Below are 18,103 nucleotides of genomic sequence, written 5' to 3'. Positions count from 1 at the left end.
CCCGGTCACGGTCAACGCACCCACCGGACACGGCACAGCACCGGACGAATCCGCGCCCGTCCGTACCGACCACCCGAGGTCACCATGACCGATCTGTCACCGTGCTACGCCGCCGTGCCGGCCCACTACGACCCGTCCGACGTATTCCGGATCCGTGCCGGCCACGCGAAACAGCGGAGGGCGGCCACCGATAAAGGTGCCCGCCCCCGACGATCGCCCGGACCTACAGCCAGGTGTCCAGGGTGGTGGTGGTGAGGAAGTGTTCGAGGTCGGCTCGCCAGGGTGCCGGGGTGGTCTTCTCGGGTTCGATGGCGGTGTACTGGCCGCGGTAGAAGAGCAGCGGCCTGCCGGAGTCCGTGGACTCCGACAGGGCCTGTACCCGGCCGATCACGATGTAGTGATCGCCGCCGTCGACGACGCTGTCCACCGTGCACTGGATCGTGGCCAGCGCGTCGTCCAGGACCGGAAGTCCCAGCTCCGAAGTGCTCCAGCCGATTCCGGCGAACTTGTCGGGTTCGCGGGAACCGAAGCGGGCACACACCTGTTGTTGTTCTTCGGCCAGGACGTTCACGCAGAACCGTCCCGACTGCTCGATCGCGGCCCAGGACCGCGACCCCTTGGTGGGGCAGAACAGCACCAGCGGCGGGTCGAGGGAGAGGGCGGCGAAGGACTGACAGGCGAAACCGATCGGCGCCCGCTCGGCGTCCTCGGCCTCGGTGAAGGTGGTGATCACCGTGATACCGGTGCAGAACTGCCCCAGCACATTCCGGAACTGCCGGCCGTCGATCTCCGGGTATTCGCCCGTGGCGGTCATGGTTGTCGCCCTCTCCGCGCTCGCTACTTGAATCCCACCGTGAAGTCGTGACCCCACAGGCTCACCGCGGTGGATTCCCGCGCGATCCAGGAGTGGTCGTCGACTTCCAAACCCTCACAGCCGAATTCGATGTCGAATCCGCCGGGGGTCTTCATGTAGAACGACAACATCTTGTCGTTGATGTGCCGGCCGAGGGTGGCCGACATCTTGACCTTCTTGCGCAGCGCGCGATCCAGGCAGAGTCCGACGTCGTCGGAATTCTCCACCTCGACCATGAGGTGCACGATGCCGGTCGGATTCGGCAGCGGCAGGAACGCCAGCGCGTGATGGCGGGGATTACAGCCGTAGAAGCGCAGCCACGCCGGGTCGCCGTCGGCGGGCCGGCCGACGACCTGCGGCGGCAGCCGCATCGAATCGCGCAGCCGGAAACCGAGCACATCCTGATAGAACGCCTGCGCTTCGGCATCGTCGTTGCAGGTCAGCACCACATGGCCCAGACCCTGTTCGGCGGTGACGAACTTGTGGCCGTAAGGGCTGACGAAGCGCCGGGCCAGGTACTGGGCGCCGTAGAACGCCTCGAGCGTATTGCCGGAGGGATCCTGGAAGCGGATCATGCCCTCGACGCGCCGCTCCGCGAGCTCGTCCTTGGCGCCCTCTTCGAAGGCGACGTCGGCCTTGGTCAGCGTCTCCCGAAGTCGTTGCAGCCCAGGGGCGTCGGTGACCTCCCAGCCGGAGACCTGCAGGCGGTCCTTCTCGCCCGGCACGATCACCAGCCGGGCGGGGAAATCGTCCATCCGCAGGTAGAGGGCGTCGGGGTTGGGCCCGTCGGCCTCCATCATGCCGAGCACCTTGAGCCCGTACTCGCGCCAGGCGGCCACGTCGGTCGCCTCGATGCGCATATAACCGAGCGCACGAATACTCATCGCGACTCCTTTGCTTTGCGGGACACCCGCACCCGGTCGGCCCGATGACCGGCTGCGCCATGGTAGGTCATCGGGCCTCCTTCACACCGAAGAGGAAATCGGTTGCCAGCCGGTTGAATTCGTCGAACTTTTCCAGCTGCGCCCAGTGCCCGCAACCGCCGAACACGTGCAGCTGCGCGCGCGGGATGGTCTTCAGCGCCACCAGCGCGCCGTCGAGCGGATTCACCCGATCCTCACGGCCCCAGATGAGCAGCACCGGCTGGCGCAGCTTGTAGGCCTCCCGCCACAGCATGCCCTTCTCGAAATCCGCACTGGCGAACGACTTTCCCATCGCGCGGGTCGCGGCCAGCGCTTCGGGCGTGTTGGCCGAGGCGAAGCGCTCGTCGAGCAGTTCCGGCGTGATCAGCGACTGGTCGAAGACCATGATCCGCAGGAACTTCTCCAGATTGTCGCGGGTGGGCTCGACGTTGAACTTGCCCAGCGCCTTGACACCCTCGGTGGGGTCCGGGGCGAACAGGTTGGTGCTCAGTCCGCCCGGACCCATCAGCACCAGCTTGCCGGCCCGGTCCGGATAGTCGAGGGCGAACCGCACCGCCGCGCCGCCGCCCAGCGAATTGCCCAGCAGGTGAACGCGGTCGGTGATGCCCAGGGTGTCGAGCAGATCCTTCAGCGCCGAGGCGCTGTGCACGAAGTACTGCGGGTGATCGGTCGGCTTGTCCGACTGCCCGAAGCCCGGCTGGTCCACGGCCAGCACGTGGAAGTGCTGCGCCAGCACCGGGATGTTGCGCGCGAAGTTCGACCACGACGAGGCGCCCGGACCGCCGCCGTGCAACAGCACGATGGTGGGGCCGTTACCCTCGCCGGCCTCGTGGTAGTGCAGCTTCAGATCCGGGCGGACCTGGGCGAACTTCGAGGTGGACTCGTAGGTCAGCTCCGAAACGGCGGTCATCACACCATCCCGTCGGTGACCGGCAGCCCGAACGCGTGGGTGCCGTACATCATGTAGGCGCGCTCGGGATCGTTGGCGGCGTGCACGCGACCGGCGTGCGCGTCACGCCAGAACCGCTGCAGCGGAGTGCCGTTCGCGAGCGCGGTCGCACCCGAGCTCTCGAACAGCTTGTCGATCGAGGCGATGGCCCGGCCGGTGGCGCGGACCTGATCGCGGCGCGCAGCCACGCGCAGGTCGAACGGAATCTCCGCGCCGGCGACCAGGAGCTTGTACTCGTCGGCGACGTTGCCCGACAGCTGACGCCACGCGGCGTCGATATCGCTGGCGGCCTCGGCGATGCGCACCTTGGCGAACGGGTCGTCCTTGGCCTTCTCACCGGCGTAGGCCGCGCGCAGGCGCTTGCCCTGGTGCTCCACGTGCGCGTCCAGCGCGCCGTAGGCCATGCCGACGATCGGCGTGGAGATGGTGGTGGGATGGATGGTGCCCCACGGCATCTTGTAGACCGGATCGGTGTTCTGCTGCAGACCCGGCGCGGTCAGATCGTTCATGCTCTTGTAGCTGAGGAACCGGTGCCGCGGCACGAAGACGTTCTCCAGCACCAGCGTGTTGGAACCGGTGCCCTTGAGGCCCACCACGTTCCACACGTCGTCGATGCGGTAGTCGGTGCGCGGAACCAGGAAGCTGCCGAAGTCGACCGGCTTGCCGTCCTTGATCACCGGACCGCCGACGAAGGTCCAGGTGGCGTGGTCGCTACCCGACGACCAGGCCCAGGAGCCGTTGACGATGTAGCCGTCGCCGCTCTCGGTCACCACGCCGGCGCCCATCGGGGCGTAGGAGGAGGAGATGCGGACCTGGGTGTCCTCGCCCCAGACCTCTTCCTGTGCCTGCTGGTCGAACAGCGCCAGATGCCAGTTGTGCACGCCGATGATGCCGGCCACCCAGCCGGTGGAACCGCAGGCGCTGGCGATCTTGCGCACGGTGTCGTAGAACACGACCGGGTCGGCGGCGTATCCGCCCCACTGGCGCGGCTGCAGCAGCTTGAAGAAACCGGTCTCTTGCAGCGCCTTCATGGTCTCGTCTGGGATGCGGCGCAGATCTTCTGCCTCCTGCGCTTGTTCGCGCAGCTTCGGCAACAGTGCTTCGACCCGCTCGGTTACTTCTTGCGTCATCTCGGGGGCTGCTCCTGCCTGGTCGAAATCGGAACGGGTGTATCGGTCGCATTCCGTTCTGCGGAACCGATACTTGTCTTGAGACTAGAACACGTTCTTATTTATGTCGAGAACGGGTGTTCATTGTCCCACAACGAACACCTTTGCCTGGTAGTCAACGGAATAGCTGGCGCTGGGCCGCTCAATTTTGTAACGTGTTCTAGTACTTCCAGAGGAGGGATGACGATGGCAGAAACCGCACAGCGGAGCGGGAAGGTCCGCGAGATCGACGTCGGCTCGACACCGACGCGGTACGCGCGGGGCTGGCATTGCCTGGGCCTGGCCGAGACGTTTCGCGACGGTAAGCCGCATGCCGTGCAGGCTTTCGGCACCAAACTCGTGGTGTGGGCCGACAGCGACGACGAGCTGAAGGTGCTCGACGCCTACTGCCGCCACCTGGGCGGCGATCTCAGCATGGGCGAGATCAAGGGCGACTCCATCGCGTGCCCGTTCCACGACTGGCGCTGGGGCGGCAACGGCCGCTGTACCTCGATCCCCTATGCGCGCCGCGTGCCACCGCTGGCCCGTACCCGCGCCTGGACCACCCTCGAGCGCAACGGCCAGCTGTACGTCTGGCACGACCACGAGGGCAACCCGCCGCCGGACGACGTCACGATCCCCTACATCGAGGGGCCCTACACCGATGCCGACGGCAACCCGGTGGAGGAGCGCAACAGCGATTGGACCCCGTTCACCTGGAACACGATGCTGATCGAGGGCGCCAACTGCCGCGAGATCGTGGACAACGTGGTGGACATGGCCCACTTCTTCTACATCCACTTCGCCTTCCCGACGTACTTCAAGAACGTCTTCGAAGGCCACGTGGCCACGCAGTTCCTCGAGACCAAGGGCCGTCCGGACATCGGCATGGCCGCCAAGTACGGCGGGGAGACGCTGCTGAAGTCGGAGGCGTCCTACTTCGGCCCGTCCTACATGATCAATCCGCTGACCAATATCTACGGCGGCTACCAGATCAAGGTCCAGCTGATCAACTGCCACTACCCGGTCACGCAGGATTCGTTCGTGCTGCAGTACGGCCTGTCGGTCGAGAAGCCCAAGGGCATCGACGACGAGACGGCGCAGAAGCTGGCCAAGTCCATGACCGACTTCTTCGGCGACGGCTTCCTGCAGGACGTGGAGATCTGGAAGCACAAGTCCAAGATCGACAACCCGCTGCTCTGCGAGGAGGACGGCCCGGTCTACCAGCTGCGCCGCTGGTACGACCAGTTCTACGTCGACGTCGCCGATATCGACCCGAAGATGGTGCAGCGCTTCGAATTCGAGGTCGACACCACCAAGGCCAACGAGCACTGGGAGGCCGAGGTCGCCGAGAATCTGCGGCGCAAGAAGGAAGAAGAAGAGGCGGCCGGCAAGACGAACCCTGCCGTCAAGCAGGAGGCGGGTGCCTGATGGTCTCCTGGGCCAAAGCACCCGATTTCGCGGACCGCCCGGAACGCCGGGAACAGGTGCGTGCCCAGACGGCCGTCGACAAGCAGCGCTATCTCGAAGACGGCCTGACGCCGGTGGCCTGCCGGGCATGCGGAGTGGAAGTCCTGGTCCGCAAGTCCTCCTCGCACCAGCGCTCGGTGCAGTGGACGGTCAGCCCGGCCGAACACTGCCCGGTCTTCGCGAAGCTGGCCGGGCCGGGGCGGCCGGATCCGTGCCCGGACCTGGAGAAGTCGATCCAGTATGCGATCGATGAGGGCATCCTGGCGATCGACGAGTAGGCAGGCGTGTTGCTCAGGCCCGCCCACCGTATCCGACAGGGATTCGGTGGGCGGGCCTGAACTATTCGTGCAAACCTCCGCGCGAAAGGCCGAAATCGCGCCGAATCACCGAGGTTTGCACGATTTGTTCACCCGGCGATCAGTCCAGCCGGAAGTCCGCGAAATCGAATCCGGGCGCGACCACGCAGCTCACCAGCACATATTCGTCGCCGGCCGGACGTGCGGCCTGGCTGACGCCGGCGGGAACCACGGCCTGCAGGAGCTGGCCTCGCTCGACGTCCGGGCCGAGAATCACTTCGTCGCCGCCGATGTTCAGCAGCAGCGGACCACCGCGCTGCCACAGCCAGATCTCGTCCGAGCGCACGGTATGCGGCGCGGAACGTTCGTGCGGCAACAGCAGAAAGTGGATGGCGGTGGCGGACGCACGCGACCCGTCGTAGCCGTCCGGCTCGAATTCGACCGGGCTGCGGTAGGTTTCGCGGAACCAGCCGCCTTCGGGATGCGGTTGCAGATCCAGCGCCTCGGCCAGCGCGGGTCGTTCGGACATCGTCGCCTCCTGCACAGTTGTCGTCCCCCGGATTGTGCGCGGCTACGGCCGACGCCGCGAACTCGGCGGCGTGGCGCCGGCTCGCTGCCGCGGATCGGCGCAGACGTTCCGGCGGTGGGTCATCGCGCGTCGCGCCCCACGCTGTAGGCCATCGCGACGTGAGTGAACAGAGTGGTGCGCTGTTCTCGGACGGCGGGGTCGTCCGGTTCGAGCAGGCACTGCTGCGAGGTTCCGTCGTGCACCGCGACCACCGCGCGGCCGAGGCCCTCGCGGTCGGTGACGGTGCGTCCGGCGCGGTTCAGCAGCGCCTCCAGGACCGGCAGCAGGGCCGCCACGATGGCGTTCTCCCGCGCGACCATCACCCGCCGCAGCGGCGGATTGCGCAGGGCGTGGGCGGTGAATTCGGCGGTGATGCGAAACCACTTGTCGTCCAGCGGAACCGCCCGCAGCACCTGCTCCACACCGGCGCGCAGGTCCTGGACGTCGGCGCCGGTCTCCGACTCGAGCACTCCCGCCAGCTCGCGCAGCATCTCGGCCGAGCGCAGCTCCCACATCGCGAGGAACAGCTCTTCCAGCGAGCTGAAGTTGGAGTAGAACGCACCCCGGGTGAACCCGGCGCGCTCACAGATCTGCTCGACCGTGCAGCGACCGAACCCCTCTTCGGCGAAAGCGTCGAAGGCGGCGGCGAGTAACCGCTGCCGAGTTTCGGCCCGCCGCTTGGTCCTTCGCGGTTCACGCGTCGCTACGCCCCTCGGACCGGCGACATCACCGACGGAAGCGGCCCCTCCCGGCGTCCCCGATTCGGCCGATGCGTCGCGGCGGCGTTGCGATGTCCGGCCGCGCCCGGCCTCGGACGAATTCCGCGCACCGACCGACGTCACGAACGCTTCCTCTCCATGGACACGTGGATACGCGAGTGTATCAACCTGCCTGTTCCCGGTCGCCGATCGAAACGACCCGGTCGATCCGCCCGGCCGCACGAACGACCGCGGGCCGCGAACGTCGGAGCGTTCGCGGCCCGCTGAGCCGGTTCCGTGCTGCCGTCAGCTGAGGTTGGTGCCCGACCAGCCGAAGTTGAAGGTGTGTCCCTTCGAGCTGCACTGCACGGCACCGCGTCCACCGGCACTGCAGGTGGCGCCGCCGTAGTTGATGACGCCGCCGTAGTCGTAGCCGTCGGACGCGGGCCCCGAGTCGATGGAGCGGCTGCCGGCGCGTCCGAGCGGGCCGGTCAGACCGAAGGTCGGATGCGCCGGGAGGAATGGCAGATCGATGGCGACGTTGTTGATGGGAATTCCGAACAGGTAGGCGATTCCGGGGCTGATATCACAGCCCACATCACCGTTCGGGTGCATCGAGCAATTGGCGTATCCGGCACTGAAATACACCGTGTCACCCACCAGATAATCCGCCGGGTTCTGCACCGTGGGCCCGTTCGCGGCGACGAACGGTTGCGCACCTGCCACCGCCCCACCGGCCATCGAAATCGCAACAGCGGCAACAGACCCGCCGATCAACGCTCGTATGTTCACAGCAACTCCTATGTTTTCGTCCGCGCGCATAACCCGAGAGCAGAATTGCCTGCCGCGCAAGAGTACAGCGCCTCCCAGACCCGTATCCGGATCGCGTGGAAGAACCCACGCGTTAACACACGTGGTCACCTCGAAATTGCCGTTCACCATCCGTCGCGCGCCCCGGTGAATTCGCCTCCGCGGGAACGATCGATCGAACGCTGAAACGGGCCGCGAACGAATACCGTTCGCGGCCCGTCATTTCCGACATATTCAGGCGGAGGCGCCCTGCTTCTCCCGCTGCAGTTCCAGCGCGATGTCGATCAACTGGTCCTCCTGGCCGCCGACCAGCTTGCGCTTACCGGCGCGCACCAGCATTTCGGCCGCCGAGACGCCGTAACGCTCGGCTTGACGCTCGGCGTGCTTGAGGAAGCTCGAGTACACCCCGGCGTAGCCCATCATCAGGGCCTGGCGGTCCAGCAGGCATTCCTGCGGCATCGCCGGGCGCACGACATCCTCGGCGGCGTCGGCGATCGCGAAGAAGTCGATACCGGTCTTGATGCCGATCTTGTCGGCGACGCCGACGAACGCCTCGACCGGGGTGTTGCCCGCACCGGCGCCGAAACGCCGCGCGCTGCCGTCGATCTGCTTGGCGCCGGCCTTCACCGCGTAGATCGAGTTGGCGACGGCGAGGTCGAGGTTCTCGTGGCCGTGGAAGCCGACCTGGGCGTCGTCACCGAGTTCGGCGGCGACCGCGGCGATGCGGTCGGACACCTGGTCCAGCACCAGCGCACCGGCGGAGTCCACGACGTAGACGCACTGACATCCCGCGTCGGCCATGATGCGCGCCTGCTTCGCGAGCACCTCCGGCGGCTGCGAATGCGACATCATCAGGAAGCCGACGGTTTCCATGCCGAGGTCGCGGGCGTACCCGAAGTGCTGGATCGAGACGTCGGCCTCGGTGCAGTGGGTGGCGATGCGGACGATGGACGCGCCGTTGTCCTGGGAGATCTTGATGTCCTCCTTGACGCCCACGCCGGGCAGCATGAGAACCGCGATCTTGGCCTGCTTCGCGGTCTGCGCCGCGATCGTGATCAGTTCCTGCTCAGGGGTTTTGGAGAACCCGTAGTTGAACGAAGAACCACCCAGGCCGTCACCGTGGGTCACCTCGATCACCGGCACGCCCGCGGCGTCGACGGCCGCGACGATATCGCGCACCTCGGTGGCGGTGAACTGGTGACGCTTGTGATGGGAACCGTCGCGCAGCGAGGTGTCGGTGACGCGGACGTCGAGTTCCTGGGAGAACGGCTGCAATACGTAGTTCATGATCTGGTCCCTCCTAGACCCGAGCCGTGAGGATCTGTTCGGCCATGACCTCGCCCACCCGGGTGGCGGCGGCGGTCATGATGTCGAGGTTGCCGGCGTAGGGCGGCAGGAAGTCGCCCGCGCCCTCGACCTCCACGAAGACCGAAACCTTCGCCATCCCACCGGAAATCACGCTCGGCTCGTCGAACTGCGGTTCGTTGAGCAGGCGGTAGCCGGGCACGTACTCCTGGATGTCGGCGACCATCTTGTGGATGGATTCGCTGATCGCATCGGTGTCGGCATCCTCGGGAATGGCGGCGAAGATTGTGTCGCGCATGATCATCGGCGGCTCGGCCGGGTTGAGGATGATGATCGCCTTACCGCGCTTCGCACCACCGATGGTCTCCACACCCTTGCTGGTGGTCTTGGTGAACTCGTCGATATTGGCGCGAGTACCCGGACCCGCCGAGACCGAGGACACCGAGGCGACGATCTCGGCATAGGGCACCTCGACCACGCGCGAGACGGCCGCGACGATCGGAATCGTCGCCTGCCCACCGCAGGTGATCATGTTGACGTTCGGGGTGTCGATATTCGCGCCCAGGTTCACCGGCGGCACGACCGCCGGGCCGACTGCGGCGGGGGTCAGATCCACCGCGCGGATACCGGCCGCCTCGTATTTCGGCGCGTATTCGCGATGTACGTAGGCCGAGGTGGCCTCGAAGAGCATGTCCGGCTTCTCCGGCAGCGCGAGCAGCCAGTCGGCGCCCTCGTGCGAGGTCTCCAGACCCAGCCCGCGGGCGCGCTTCAACCCCTCACTGTCCGGATCGATACCGATCATCCAGCGCGGCTCGATCCGCTCCGACCGCAGCAGCTTGTACAGCAGATCGGTGCTGATGTTGCCGGAGCCGACGATCGCGGCTGTCACCTTCCCGTTGTCAGTCACTTGATCTCCCTCAGCTGAATGTCAAACGGACGGAACCGAGTCCAGCGAACTCGGCATGGAAGTCGTCACCCGGGCGGGCGTCGATGGCACGGGTGCAGGAACCCGGCAACACGATGTCGCCGGCCTTCAACCGCACCCCGAACGAGGCGACCTTGCGGGCCAGCCATGCCACCGCGATGGTCGGATCGTCGAGCACCGCGTCGCTGCGACCCTGCGCGACGACCTCGCCGTTGCGGGTCAGCGTCGCGTCGATCGCCTTGATGTCCAAGGCATCCGGGGCCACCCGCTCCGGACCGAGCACCCAGCCGGCCGAGGAGGCGTTGTCGGCGATGGTGTCGCACAACGCGATATTCCAGTTCTTGATGCGGGTGTCGATCAACTCGATGGCGGGGGCGTAGGCCACCGTCGCGGCCAGCACGTCGGCCTCGGTGCACTCCTCGCCGGGCAGATCCGCGCCCAGCACGAAGCCGACCTCGACCTCGACGCGCGGGAACAGGTACTTCGACGTGTCGACCGGAACATCCTCGAACACCTGCATATCGGCGAGCAGATGGCCGTAGTCGGGTTCGTCGACGCCCATCATCTCCTGCATGGCCTTCGAGGAGAGCCCGACCTTGTGGCCGACCACCTTCGCGCCGTCGGCCAGCCGCTGCCGGATGTTGATGAGCGCAATCTCATAGGCGTCGACCACATCGATCGCCGCATACCGCGTGACCAGCGGATCGATCGGCACCCGGTCTCGTTCGGCGACCGCGAGCTCCGCGGCCAGTTCATTCCGTACCGCGTCGGACAGCACGCTTGTTCCTTCCATTGGGGCGCTCGGTCTGGTGACCAGCCGGTGAGCGGGATACAAACTGAAACGAGTTTTCCTGCATTTTCTCGTGTCAGCAGTCCCATCTGCCAGACCAATATAGACCGAACCTGATCCGATTCTATAACGTGTTCTACATGACTGATCGGGAATACGACGTGGTGGTGGTCGGCAGCGGCGCCGCCGGGATGACCGCCGCCCTCGCCGCCGCGCACCACGGCCTGCGTGCGGTGCTCATCGAGAAGGCCGCACACTACGGCGGTTCGACCGCGCGTAGTGGTGGCGGTGTGTGGATCCCCGGCAACAAGGCGCTCCAGGCGTCCGGCCGGCCCGATGACCGGGAGGAGGCCCGCCGCTACCTGCACGGCATCATCGGTGACGTGGTGCCGAAGGAGAAGATCGACACCTACATCGATCGCGGCGCGGAGGCCTTCGACTTCGTTCTCGATCACAGCCCGCTCCGGATGACCTGGGTCCCCGGCTACTCCGACTACCACCCCGAGGCCCCGGGTGGCCTGGGCTCCGGCCGCTCCTGCGAGCCGAAGCCGTTCGACCTGAAGGCGCTCGGCGCCGAGGCGGCCAAGCTGGAACCGCCGTATGCGAAGGCCCCGCTGAACGTCGTGGTCATGCAGACCGACTTCGTCCGGCTGAACCTGATCCGCCGCCACCCGAAGGGCATGATGCGGGCCATGCGCGTCGGCGCCCGCACCTACCTGGCGAAATTCACCGGCAAGCACATCGTCGGCATGGGCCAGGCGATCATCGCCGCGATGCGCAAGGGCCTGATGGACGCGAATGTCCCGGTGCTGCTCGACACCCCGCTGACCAAGCTGATCACCGACGGCGACCGGGTCGTGGGTGTCGAGGCGACCGTCGACGGCGAGCCGACGATCTTCAAGGCCCGCTACGGCGTGGTGCTGGGCACCGGTGGTTTCGAGCACAACGCCGAGATGCGCGAGCAGTACCAGCGCAAGCCCATCACCACCGAGTGGACCACGGGCGCCGCGGCCAACACCGGTGACGGCATCCGGGCCGGTATGGAGGTCGGCGGCGACATCGGATTCATGGAGGACGCCTGGTGGGGGCCGACCATCTTCAAGGGCGGCAAGCCGTGGTTCGCGCTGGCCGAGCGCAATCTGCCCGGCGCGATCATGGTGAACGCCGACGGTAAGCGATTCGGTAATGAGTCCGCTCCTTACGTCGAGGCCGTGCACACCATGTACGGCGGCAAATGGGGTCAGGGTGACGGTCCGGGCGAGAACATCCCGGCCTGGCTGGTATTCGACCAGCGCTACCGCAACCGCTACATCTTCGCCGGGCTGCAGCCGGGCCAGCGCTTTCCGTCCCGCTGGATGGAAAACGACAACATCGTCAAGGCCGACACCCTCGAGGAGCTGGCCCAGCGTCTCGGCGTGCCGGCGGACAATCTCGCCGCCACCGTCGCCCGCTTCAACGCCTTCGCGGAAAAGGGCGTGGACGAGGACTTCGGGCGCGGCAAGAGCCACTACGACCGCTACTACGGCGATCCGACGGTGAAGCCGAACCCGTGCCTGGCGGCCCTCGTGCAGGGCCCGTTCTACGCCGCTAAGATCGTGCCCGGCGACCTGGGCACCAAGGGCGGCCTGGTCACCGACACCGCGGCGCGCGTGCTGCGGGCGGACGGCAGCGTGATCGAGGGCCTCTACGCCGCCGGCAACTCCTCGACCCCGGTCATGGGCCACACCTACGCCGGTCCCGGCGCGACCATCGGACCCGCGCTGACCTTCGGTTATCTGGCGGTCATGGATATCGTCGAGAAGGCGCGCGAGGAGAAGGCCCCCACCGGCGCGGCGAGCAAGTAAAACCGTTCAGTGGGACATCCCCTACCGTGCGCCCGGCCCGGCCGAGACGAATGGAGCCGGGCGCACCGGGGACGCCCTCGGTCGCCGCGGGTGCGATCGCGACGTGGCGGAGTAAGGAAACATCATGCCGATTGACTTGAAAACCGCTCTGGGAGCGGAACTTCCGGCCCAGGAGTTCTCCTGGACGCCGTCGGATGTGCAGCTGTACCACCTGGGCCTGAGCGCCGGTACCCGCTGGACCGATCCGGGTGAACTGCGATATCTCGACGATCGGGAGCCGCAGGTGCTGCCGACCTTCGCGACCGTCGCACCGACGATGCGGGTCACCGAACCGCCGAAGGTGAGCTATCCCGGCGTGGAGATCGACCTGGCCAAGGTCGTGCACGGCAGCCAGGAAATCGTTGTGCACCGGCCGATTCCGGCCGAGGGCAAGGCCAGCAGCACCGGGCGGATCACCGAGGTGTGGGACAAGGGGTCGGCGGCGGTGATCGCACACGAGACGGTGATCACCGGATCCGACGGGCAGCCGCTGTGGACGGCGCGTTCCTCGATCTTCGCCAAGGGCGAGGGCGGTTTCGGTGGTGAGCGCGGCCCGAGCACCAAGGCCGAACTGCCCGATCGGACCCCGGATTTCGAGGTGCTCACCCCGACACTGCCGCAGCAGGCGCTGCTGTACCGCATGTGCGGTGACCGCAACCCACTGCATTCGGATCCCGAATTCGCCCGCGCCGCAGGCTTTCCCAATCCGATCCTGCACGGCCTGTGCACCTACGGTCTGGTGTGCAAGACCGCGACCGACACCGTGCTGGACTCGGACGCGAGCCGGGTCACCGGCTTCCGGGCGCGGTTCGCGGGCGTGCTGTATCCGGGCGAGACGATCCGGTCGCGGATCTGGCGCGAGGGTGACGAACTCGTCATCGGCGCCACCGTGGTCGAACGCGAGGACGCCCCCGTGCTGAGTGATGTGCGGTTGAGTTTCTCAGCCTGACACCGGCTACCCGCCGCCGAACGAGAAACCGCCCGACCGGCAGTGCCGGTCGGGCGGTTTCGTCCTATCCCGGTTCGCTGATGTTCCGGGCGGTGCCTGTCGGCGTCAGTCCGGGAAGCCGGTGGCGAACAGGCCGGCGATCGCGACGGAACAGATGACAGCGATGATCGGGATAATCCACATGCCATCAGACTACAAGGTGTAGTAGGAAACCACGACATCGCGTAGTAGGGCAAACATCCTGGTTGTGGGGTATATCACGCTCGTTCGACTACGTCGGTTCCGCCGAATCCGGGGCATCCTCGCGCACTGTCAGGCCCTGCACGATCGCGGCGTACAGGACGATGACCAGCACGGGCGCGGCCAGCGGCAGCCAGGCCAGCCGTCCCGGAATCAGCGTTGCGAGCACCGCCGCGGCGGCGAATCCGAGCGCGCCGATCACCGAGGGCAGTGTGGTGGGAACCACACCCGCCGGGGCGTGCAACGTGGCGGTGTTGAGCAGATAGGTGGTGGCGACCAGACCCGTCCCGGCGGCGGCCAGTGCCCCGGTATCGGCCCACGCCAGCGCACCGAGCGCGATCAGCACCGCCACCACCGCGACCGATCGGAACCACCAGCCCGCGACCACCGTCACGAACACCGGAATCGCGGCCCACGGCAGCACGATGCCCACCGCGGTGGTCAGCAGCAGCCCGGACAGCACGGCCAGAAATCTCGTCATCGCTTCACCCGCACCATTCGCCGATGTTCGGGCAGCAGGCGCATCGCCTGGTCGAGGCGAGCCCCCTCGGGCCAGGGCACGATATCCACACCGACCGTGCCCATGTCGCGATACATCGCGGTGCGTTCCAACTGCCACATCCGGGCCAGCGTCGGATCCAGGCCGTCCTTGAACGGCGTGCCGCGCAGCACGTCGACCACCACTACGGCATGTCCGCGTTTGCGCAGGTCGATCAGCGCCAGCGCGAATTCGGTGTCGAGCAGGGTCGAGAACGCGACCACGACCGCGCCGATCGGTACCGCCGAATGCGGGGCCAGCGTGCCGACATTGGGAATGTGCTCGTCGCCCACGCCGAGCACCGTGTCGATGATGCGATAGAACTGGCGGCGTCCGATATCGGGCCGCAGCCAGCGCGGCGCGCGGCCCAGGCACACCACGGCGGTACGGTCGCCCGCCTGCAGCGCGGTCTGCGCGACCTGTGCGGCGCCGCGCACCGTCAGCTCCATCGAATCCGAGGCCGGACCCGGCGCCTGCAGCGAGGTGTCCACCAGCACAACGACATCCGCGGCGCGATTGGTGAGCCGTTGGGTGACGTACAACCGGCCGCGACGCGCACTCACCGGCCAGTTGACGATGCGCAATTCGTCACCGGGAGCGTAGGCGCGAATATCGGCGTATTCCACGCCCGGACCGTGCCGGCGGGTCAGATGGGTACCGATCCGTTCCGGAAGTTCGGTGCGCGGCAGGCGCATTCGCTGTGGGTCCGCGATCGGATATACGTAGACCTCGCCGGCCGCGACACTCGCCGCGGCCTGGGCCAGACCGGCCGGGCTCAATGCCGTCAGCCGCACCGTCACCGGATAGCGGCCCCAGCGCTGCGTGGACAGCGCCAACCGCAGGCCCGCCGGAGCCGGTCCGGAATCGGACGACTCCTCCACGCGCACCTCGAGTCCGTTCGCCTCCTCGGGGCGACAACGCAGCAGCGCATGCCCCTGTTCGACGAAGGCGGCGACCGCGAGTTCGACCTCCTCGGATTCGAAGCAGCGCAGCACTCCCCCGCCGTCGATCTGAATCCTGGTGCGCGACAACTGAATCGGCGCCGTGGCCAGCACACCCAGCATCGGCGCCGCGAAGACCGCCAGCTGCCAGCGCTCCAGCATGATCGCCGGCACCAGCGCGACCGCGGCGGCGACCGCCAGCATGTACACCAGTGGCGCGGGCCGCCAGCGCAGATCGACCTCGCTCGCCGAGGTGGTATCGCGATGTCTCATGTCACCGTCGCGCGCGGTACGGGCAGGCGGCGCAGCAATTCGGAGATGACGTCCTCGCCGCGGATCCGGCGCACCCACATCTCCGGGCGCAGCGTGATCCGGTGCGCCATGGCCGGAACCGCCAGCGCCTTCACATCCTCGGGGATCACGTAGTCGCGCCCCAGCAGCAGCGCCCGGGCCCGCGCCATCTGCACCAGATCCAGTTCGGCGCGAGGGCTCGCACCCACCTCGACCTGCGGATGACCGCGGGTGGCGGCGGCCAGGGCGACCACATACGTCACCACATCCGGGTGGACGGTGACGAATTCGACCGCCTGGCGCATCTCCACCAGACCTTGCGCGTCCACCACCTGACCCACCTGCGGGGTGACCGCGCCGCGTTCGAGCCGGCGGCGGATCATCTGGGTCTCGTCCTTCTCCGACAGATATCCCAGCCGTAACTGCATGGCGAATCGGTCCAACTGGGCCTCGGGCAGCGGATAGGTGCCCTCGTACTCGATCGGGTTGTCGGTGGCCAGCACGATGAAAGGCTGCGGCAGCGGGAAGGTTTCGCCGTCGATACTCACCTGCCCCTCGGCCATCGCCTCCAGCAGTGCGGCCTGCGTCTTGGGCGGTGTGCGGTTGATCTCGTCGGCGAGCAGCATGTTGGTGAACACGGGCCCGCGGCGGAAATTGAACCGCCCCGAGGCCATGTCGTAGATGGTCGAACCGATGAGGTCCGCGGGCAGTAGATCCGGGGTGAACTGCACGCGCGTGAAGTCCAACCCCAATGCGGTGGCGAAAGATCGGGCGATGAGCGTCTTACCCAAGCCCGGTAGGTCCTCGATCAGGACGTGGCCGCCCGATAGCACCGCGACCATGATCAGCTGCAGCTCATCGCGCTTGCCGACCACGACGCGGGCGATCTCCCGCAGCACCGCATCGGTGCGTTTGATGGTCACATCCAAAGGTGTCGTCATATCCGATCTCGCACTAGTTCCAACCCATTTCACATGTTCTGCAAGCAGCTCACATGCTCTGCAAGCGACGTAGAATCTCGTCCAGTGCTGCCCGGCCCGGCGCGCGCGAGGTCTGATCACGCGGCGACGAATTGGCCGGATCCACCCAGCGCCACAGTTCCGGTCCGAACTGCAGCCGTCCGGCGGCCTCGGTGGCCTTGCGGTTCTTCGCGATCCGATGCCCGCTGGACAGTTCGAACTCCTTGGCCAGCAGCGGGCGCAGATAGCGATCCCAATCGGCCCGGGTGCCGTCGGCACGGGTCGCGAGCATCTGTGCCCGCGCGTGCCAGCGGCTCAGCATTTCGGCCGGGCCGTTCTCGAAGTCGTGGTCGTCGAGGTCGGCGCGGGCCTGGGCCCGAGAACGCTCGACCAGCGACCACAGCAGTAGTGCCAGGGCGCCGAGTACCGGCACCCCGACCAGAATCGGCAGCATCTCGCGCTGGTTGCTCAGGCCGACCAGCTCGATCAGCGCGATCATCAGCACCGCGCCGACCGCGATCGTCATCCGGGTCACAGCCGCGCCCCCTGCAGATCCGCCAGCACGATACGCAGCAGTTGTTCGGCGCGCATGCGCTGCCATTCCAGGATCGAATGCGGGCTGAACCGGGCCTCCTCGAACAGCGTCACGAGTTCGCGGGCCGAGGCGTCGTGCAGGACACCCCGATCGAAGGCCCGGGCCAGCACCTCCGAGGGGGTATCGGAGATCAGTGGCGCCACCTCGCGAGCCTGCGCCAGACCGCTTTCCATCGCGACGTAGCAGGCGATGATCGCGGCGCGCGCGTCCTTGCCCGAGGCCATCATCGCGGCCAGGCCCATCTCGGCGACCTGCGCCAGCGAGACCGGCGCATCGGCGGCCACGGGTGGGGGCAGCAGCGCCGGCGCGCCCCGGCGGTCCCGAGCGCCGAAGGCCACCACGCCGAGACCGAGGATCGCGACCGCCACCAGCACCGCGGCGCATGCGCCGACGAACAGCAGGGCGTGACCGCTCAGCTCCGGGCTGCCGGAGAACGGCTGGGTGGTCGGCGGCGCGGTGGTTTCGGGCTGCTGTGCGGTGGCGGGCGGATTCGATCGCGGCGCGACGGCTTCCTCGCGCCCGCCGGCGAGCAGATACACCGCCCAGACGATCGCGGTCAGCACGGCCGCGACCGCGGTGCCGATGAGGACCACGATCCCGAACCGGCCCAACCGGAACGGCTGCCGCTTACGGTCACGGTCGACCTCGGCCATCGCCAGCGGCAGGTGGTGCTGGCTGGTCAGTACCCCGGCCAGCAGGATCACCACCGACACCAGCGACAGCACCGGCATGAGTGCCACCGTCACCGCCGAGGGCGGAGACGGTGCATGCGGACCGCCGGTACCCGGCAGGTATCCGCGCAGCGCGAAGACGACGCACGCCATCAGTGCGATCAGCCCGATCGCGCGTGGTATCGCCGTTCTCACCCCGGCCACGGGCCTCTCCCAGAAAACATCCGAACTGCACAAACAGGCACATCGTTACATGCCGAACGGTCCGTGAGGAGGGAAATCGTGACACCGGACGGTGACC

Annotated in this window: 19 protein-coding genes; 4 read left to right on the top strand and 15 right to left on the bottom strand. The window is 67.2% G+C overall.

From position 1 onward, the window contains the following. Positions 1–223 precede the first annotated feature (223 nt). From hsaB to hsaA, 4 genes are all read right to left on the bottom strand, one after another. The gene (gene hsaB / locus ACPCUW_RS24860; protein ID WP_030517281.1) at positions 224–814 is read right to left on the bottom strand and encodes a 3-hydroxy-9,10-secoandrosta-1,3,5(10)-triene-9,17-dione monooxygenase reductase subunit; all 591 of its coding nucleotides are present in this window, start codon (positions 812–814) and stop codon (positions 224–226) included. 23 nt (positions 815–837) lie between these two features. After that, on the bottom strand, positions 838–1,737 hold the full coding sequence (hsaC, locus tag ACPCUW_RS24855) for an iron-dependent extradiol dioxygenase HsaC (protein WP_423427411.1): 900 nt from the start codon (positions 1,735–1,737) through the stop codon (positions 838–840). A 67-nt stretch (positions 1,738–1,804) separates the two neighbouring features. Then, positions 1,805–2,686 (bottom strand): 4,5:9,10-diseco-3-hydroxy-5,9,17-trioxoandrosta-1(10),2-diene-4-oate hydrolase, encoded by an 882-nt coding sequence (gene hsaD / locus ACPCUW_RS24850; RefSeq protein WP_030517283.1) that lies wholly within the window; start codon positions 2,684–2,686, stop codon positions 1,805–1,807. Beyond that, the gene (hsaA, locus tag ACPCUW_RS24845) at positions 2,686–3,855 is read right to left on the bottom strand and encodes a 3-hydroxy-9,10-secoandrosta-1,3,5(10)-triene-9,17-dione monooxygenase oxygenase subunit (RefSeq protein WP_195072940.1); all 1,170 of its coding nucleotides are present in this window, start codon (positions 3,853–3,855) and stop codon (positions 2,686–2,688) included. The genes hsaD and hsaA overlap by 1 nt, the downstream gene beginning before the upstream one ends. A 225-nt stretch (positions 3,856–4,080) precedes the next feature. On the opposite strand from hsaA, the gene ACPCUW_RS24840 reads away from it, so the two are divergent. Next, positions 4,081–5,304 carry a Rieske 2Fe-2S domain-containing protein gene (locus ACPCUW_RS24840; RefSeq protein ID WP_423427409.1) on the top strand — a complete coding sequence of 408 codons (1,224 nt, stop codon included), beginning with the start codon at positions 4,081–4,083 and terminating at the stop codon, positions 5,302–5,304. Continuing rightward, the gene (locus ACPCUW_RS24835; protein ID WP_423427407.1) at positions 5,304–5,621 is read left to right on the top strand and encodes a hypothetical protein; all 318 of its coding nucleotides are present in this window, start codon (positions 5,304–5,306) and stop codon (positions 5,619–5,621) included. The genes ACPCUW_RS24840 and ACPCUW_RS24835 overlap by 1 nt, the downstream gene beginning before the upstream one ends. A 139-nt stretch (positions 5,622–5,760) precedes the next feature. On the opposite strand, the gene ACPCUW_RS24830 is transcribed toward ACPCUW_RS24835, so the two are convergent. The 6 genes from ACPCUW_RS24830 to ACPCUW_RS24805 all read right to left on the bottom strand — a co-directional run bounded on the left by ACPCUW_RS24830 (position 5,761) and on the right by ACPCUW_RS24805 (position 10,723). Continuing rightward, positions 5,761–6,168, bottom strand: a complete 408-nt coding sequence (locus ACPCUW_RS24830; RefSeq protein WP_063010204.1) for a cupin domain-containing protein — start codon at positions 6,166–6,168, stop codon at positions 5,761–5,763. A gap of 119 nt (positions 6,169–6,287) precedes the next feature. Then, a complete protein-coding gene (locus tag ACPCUW_RS24825) occupies positions 6,288–7,049 on the bottom strand; it encodes a TetR/AcrR family transcriptional regulator (RefSeq protein WP_423427405.1) in 762 nt (253 codons plus the stop codon). A 162-nt stretch (positions 7,050–7,211) separates the two neighbouring features. Next, a complete protein-coding gene (locus ACPCUW_RS24820; RefSeq protein WP_146165143.1) occupies positions 7,212–7,697 on the bottom strand; it encodes a hypothetical protein in 486 nt (161 codons plus the stop codon). Between the two features lie 252 nt (positions 7,698–7,949). Then, positions 7,950–9,002 carry a 4-hydroxy-2-oxovalerate aldolase gene (gene dmpG / locus ACPCUW_RS24815; protein WP_036497546.1) on the bottom strand — a complete coding sequence of 351 codons (1,053 nt, stop codon included), beginning with the start codon at positions 9,000–9,002 and terminating at the stop codon, positions 7,950–7,952. 13 nt (positions 9,003–9,015) lie between these two features. Then, positions 9,016–9,927, bottom strand: coding sequence for an acetaldehyde dehydrogenase (acetylating) (locus tag ACPCUW_RS24810; protein WP_030517291.1), 912 nt, complete (start codon positions 9,925–9,927; stop codon positions 9,016–9,018). A 10-nt stretch (positions 9,928–9,937) separates the two neighbouring features. Continuing rightward, positions 9,938–10,723, bottom strand: a complete 786-nt coding sequence (locus ACPCUW_RS24805) for a 2-keto-4-pentenoate hydratase (protein ID WP_423427402.1) — start codon at positions 10,721–10,723, stop codon at positions 9,938–9,940. Positions 10,724–10,875: 152 nt separating this feature from the next. Here ACPCUW_RS24805 and kstD point away from each other — a divergent pair, with 152 nt between their 5' ends. Both kstD and ACPCUW_RS24795 read left to right on the top strand, forming a co-directional pair. After that, positions 10,876–12,579 (top strand): 3-oxosteroid 1-dehydrogenase, encoded by a 1,704-nt coding sequence (kstD, locus tag ACPCUW_RS24800; RefSeq protein WP_423427401.1) that lies wholly within the window; start codon positions 10,876–10,878, stop codon positions 12,577–12,579. A 124-nt stretch (positions 12,580–12,703) separates the two neighbouring features. Beyond that, the gene (locus ACPCUW_RS24795; protein WP_030517294.1) at positions 12,704–13,567 is read left to right on the top strand and encodes a MaoC family dehydratase; all 864 of its coding nucleotides are present in this window, start codon (positions 12,704–12,706) and stop codon (positions 13,565–13,567) included. 271 nt (positions 13,568–13,838) lie between these two features. On the opposite strand, the gene ACPCUW_RS24790 is transcribed toward ACPCUW_RS24795, so the two are convergent. Genes ACPCUW_RS24790 through ACPCUW_RS24770 form a run of 5 tightly spaced genes read right to left on the bottom strand, consistent with a single transcriptional unit; the run spans position 13,839 to position 18,006 of the window. Beyond that, positions 13,839–14,288 carry a hypothetical protein gene (locus ACPCUW_RS24790; protein ID WP_423427399.1) on the bottom strand — a complete coding sequence of 150 codons (450 nt, stop codon included), beginning with the start codon at positions 14,286–14,288 and terminating at the stop codon, positions 13,839–13,841. Beyond that, on the bottom strand, positions 14,285–15,559 hold the full coding sequence (locus tag ACPCUW_RS24785; protein WP_063010078.1) for a DUF58 domain-containing protein: 1,275 nt from the start codon (positions 15,557–15,559) through the stop codon (positions 14,285–14,287). The genes ACPCUW_RS24790 and ACPCUW_RS24785 overlap by 4 nt, the downstream gene beginning before the upstream one ends. Then, on the bottom strand, positions 15,556–16,518 hold the full coding sequence (locus ACPCUW_RS24780) for an AAA family ATPase (RefSeq protein ID WP_030517297.1): 963 nt from the start codon (positions 16,516–16,518) through the stop codon (positions 15,556–15,558). Before ACPCUW_RS24780 ends, ACPCUW_RS24785 begins: the two co-directional genes overlap by 4 nt. A 49-nt stretch (positions 16,519–16,567) precedes the next feature. After that, positions 16,568–17,062: a hypothetical protein gene (locus ACPCUW_RS24775; RefSeq protein ID WP_104391239.1), complete on the bottom strand. Its 495-nt coding sequence runs from the start codon at positions 17,060–17,062 to the stop codon at positions 16,568–16,570. 5 nt (positions 17,063–17,067) lie between these two features. Then, complete coding sequence (locus tag ACPCUW_RS24770) at positions 17,068–18,006, bottom strand: DUF4129 domain-containing protein (RefSeq protein WP_423427397.1); 939 nt, start codon at positions 18,004–18,006, stop codon at positions 17,068–17,070. Positions 18,007–18,103: the final 97 nt, after the last annotated feature.

Source organism: Nocardia sp. AB354 (assembly GCF_049538315.1).
Lineage (GTDB): Bacteria > Actinomycetota > Actinomycetes > Mycobacteriales > Mycobacteriaceae > Nocardia > Nocardia nova.
The sequence above is the reverse complement of the archived record's forward strand: the minus strand, read 5'-3'. Positions and strand labels throughout refer to the sequence as shown.

Coding starts and splice junctions, on each gene's coding strand:
- hsaB (WP_030517281.1), bottom strand. CDS start 814: ATGACCGCCACGGGCGAATACCCGGAGATCGACGGCCGGCAGTTCCGG.
- hsaC (WP_423427411.1), bottom strand. CDS start 1,737: ATGAGTATTCGTGCGCTCGGTTATATGCGCATCGAGGCGACCGACGTG.
- hsaD (WP_030517283.1), bottom strand. CDS start 2,686: ATGACCGCCGTTTCGGAGCTGACCTACGAGTCCACCTCGAAGTTCGCC.
- hsaA (WP_195072940.1), bottom strand. CDS start 3,855: ATGACGCAAGAAGTAACCGAGCGGGTCGAAGCACTGTTGCCGAAGCTG.
- ACPCUW_RS24840 (WP_423427409.1), top strand. CDS start 4,081: ATGGCAGAAACCGCACAGCGGAGCGGGAAGGTCCGCGAGATCGACGTC.
- ACPCUW_RS24835 (WP_423427407.1), top strand. CDS start 5,304: ATGGTCTCCTGGGCCAAAGCACCCGATTTCGCGGACCGCCCGGAACGC.
- ACPCUW_RS24830 (WP_063010204.1), bottom strand. CDS start 6,168: ATGTCCGAACGACCCGCGCTGGCCGAGGCGCTGGATCTGCAACCGCAT.
- dmpG (WP_036497546.1), bottom strand. CDS start 9,002: ATGAACTACGTATTGCAGCCGTTCTCCCAGGAACTCGACGTCCGCGTC.
- kstD (WP_423427401.1), top strand. CDS start 10,876: ATGACTGATCGGGAATACGACGTGGTGGTGGTCGGCAGCGGCGCCGCC.
- ACPCUW_RS24795 (WP_030517294.1), top strand. CDS start 12,704: ATGCCGATTGACTTGAAAACCGCTCTGGGAGCGGAACTTCCGGCCCAG.
- ACPCUW_RS24790 (WP_423427399.1), bottom strand. CDS start 14,288: ATGACGAGATTTCTGGCCGTGCTGTCCGGGCTGCTGCTGACCACCGCG.
- ACPCUW_RS24785 (WP_063010078.1), bottom strand. CDS start 15,559: ATGAGACATCGCGATACCACCTCGGCGAGCGAGGTCGATCTGCGCTGG.
- ACPCUW_RS24780 (WP_030517297.1), bottom strand. CDS start 16,518: ATGACGACACCTTTGGATGTGACCATCAAACGCACCGATGCGGTGCTG.
- ACPCUW_RS24775 (WP_104391239.1), bottom strand. CDS start 17,062: ATGACGATCGCGGTCGGCGCGGTGCTGATGATCGCGCTGATCGAGCTG.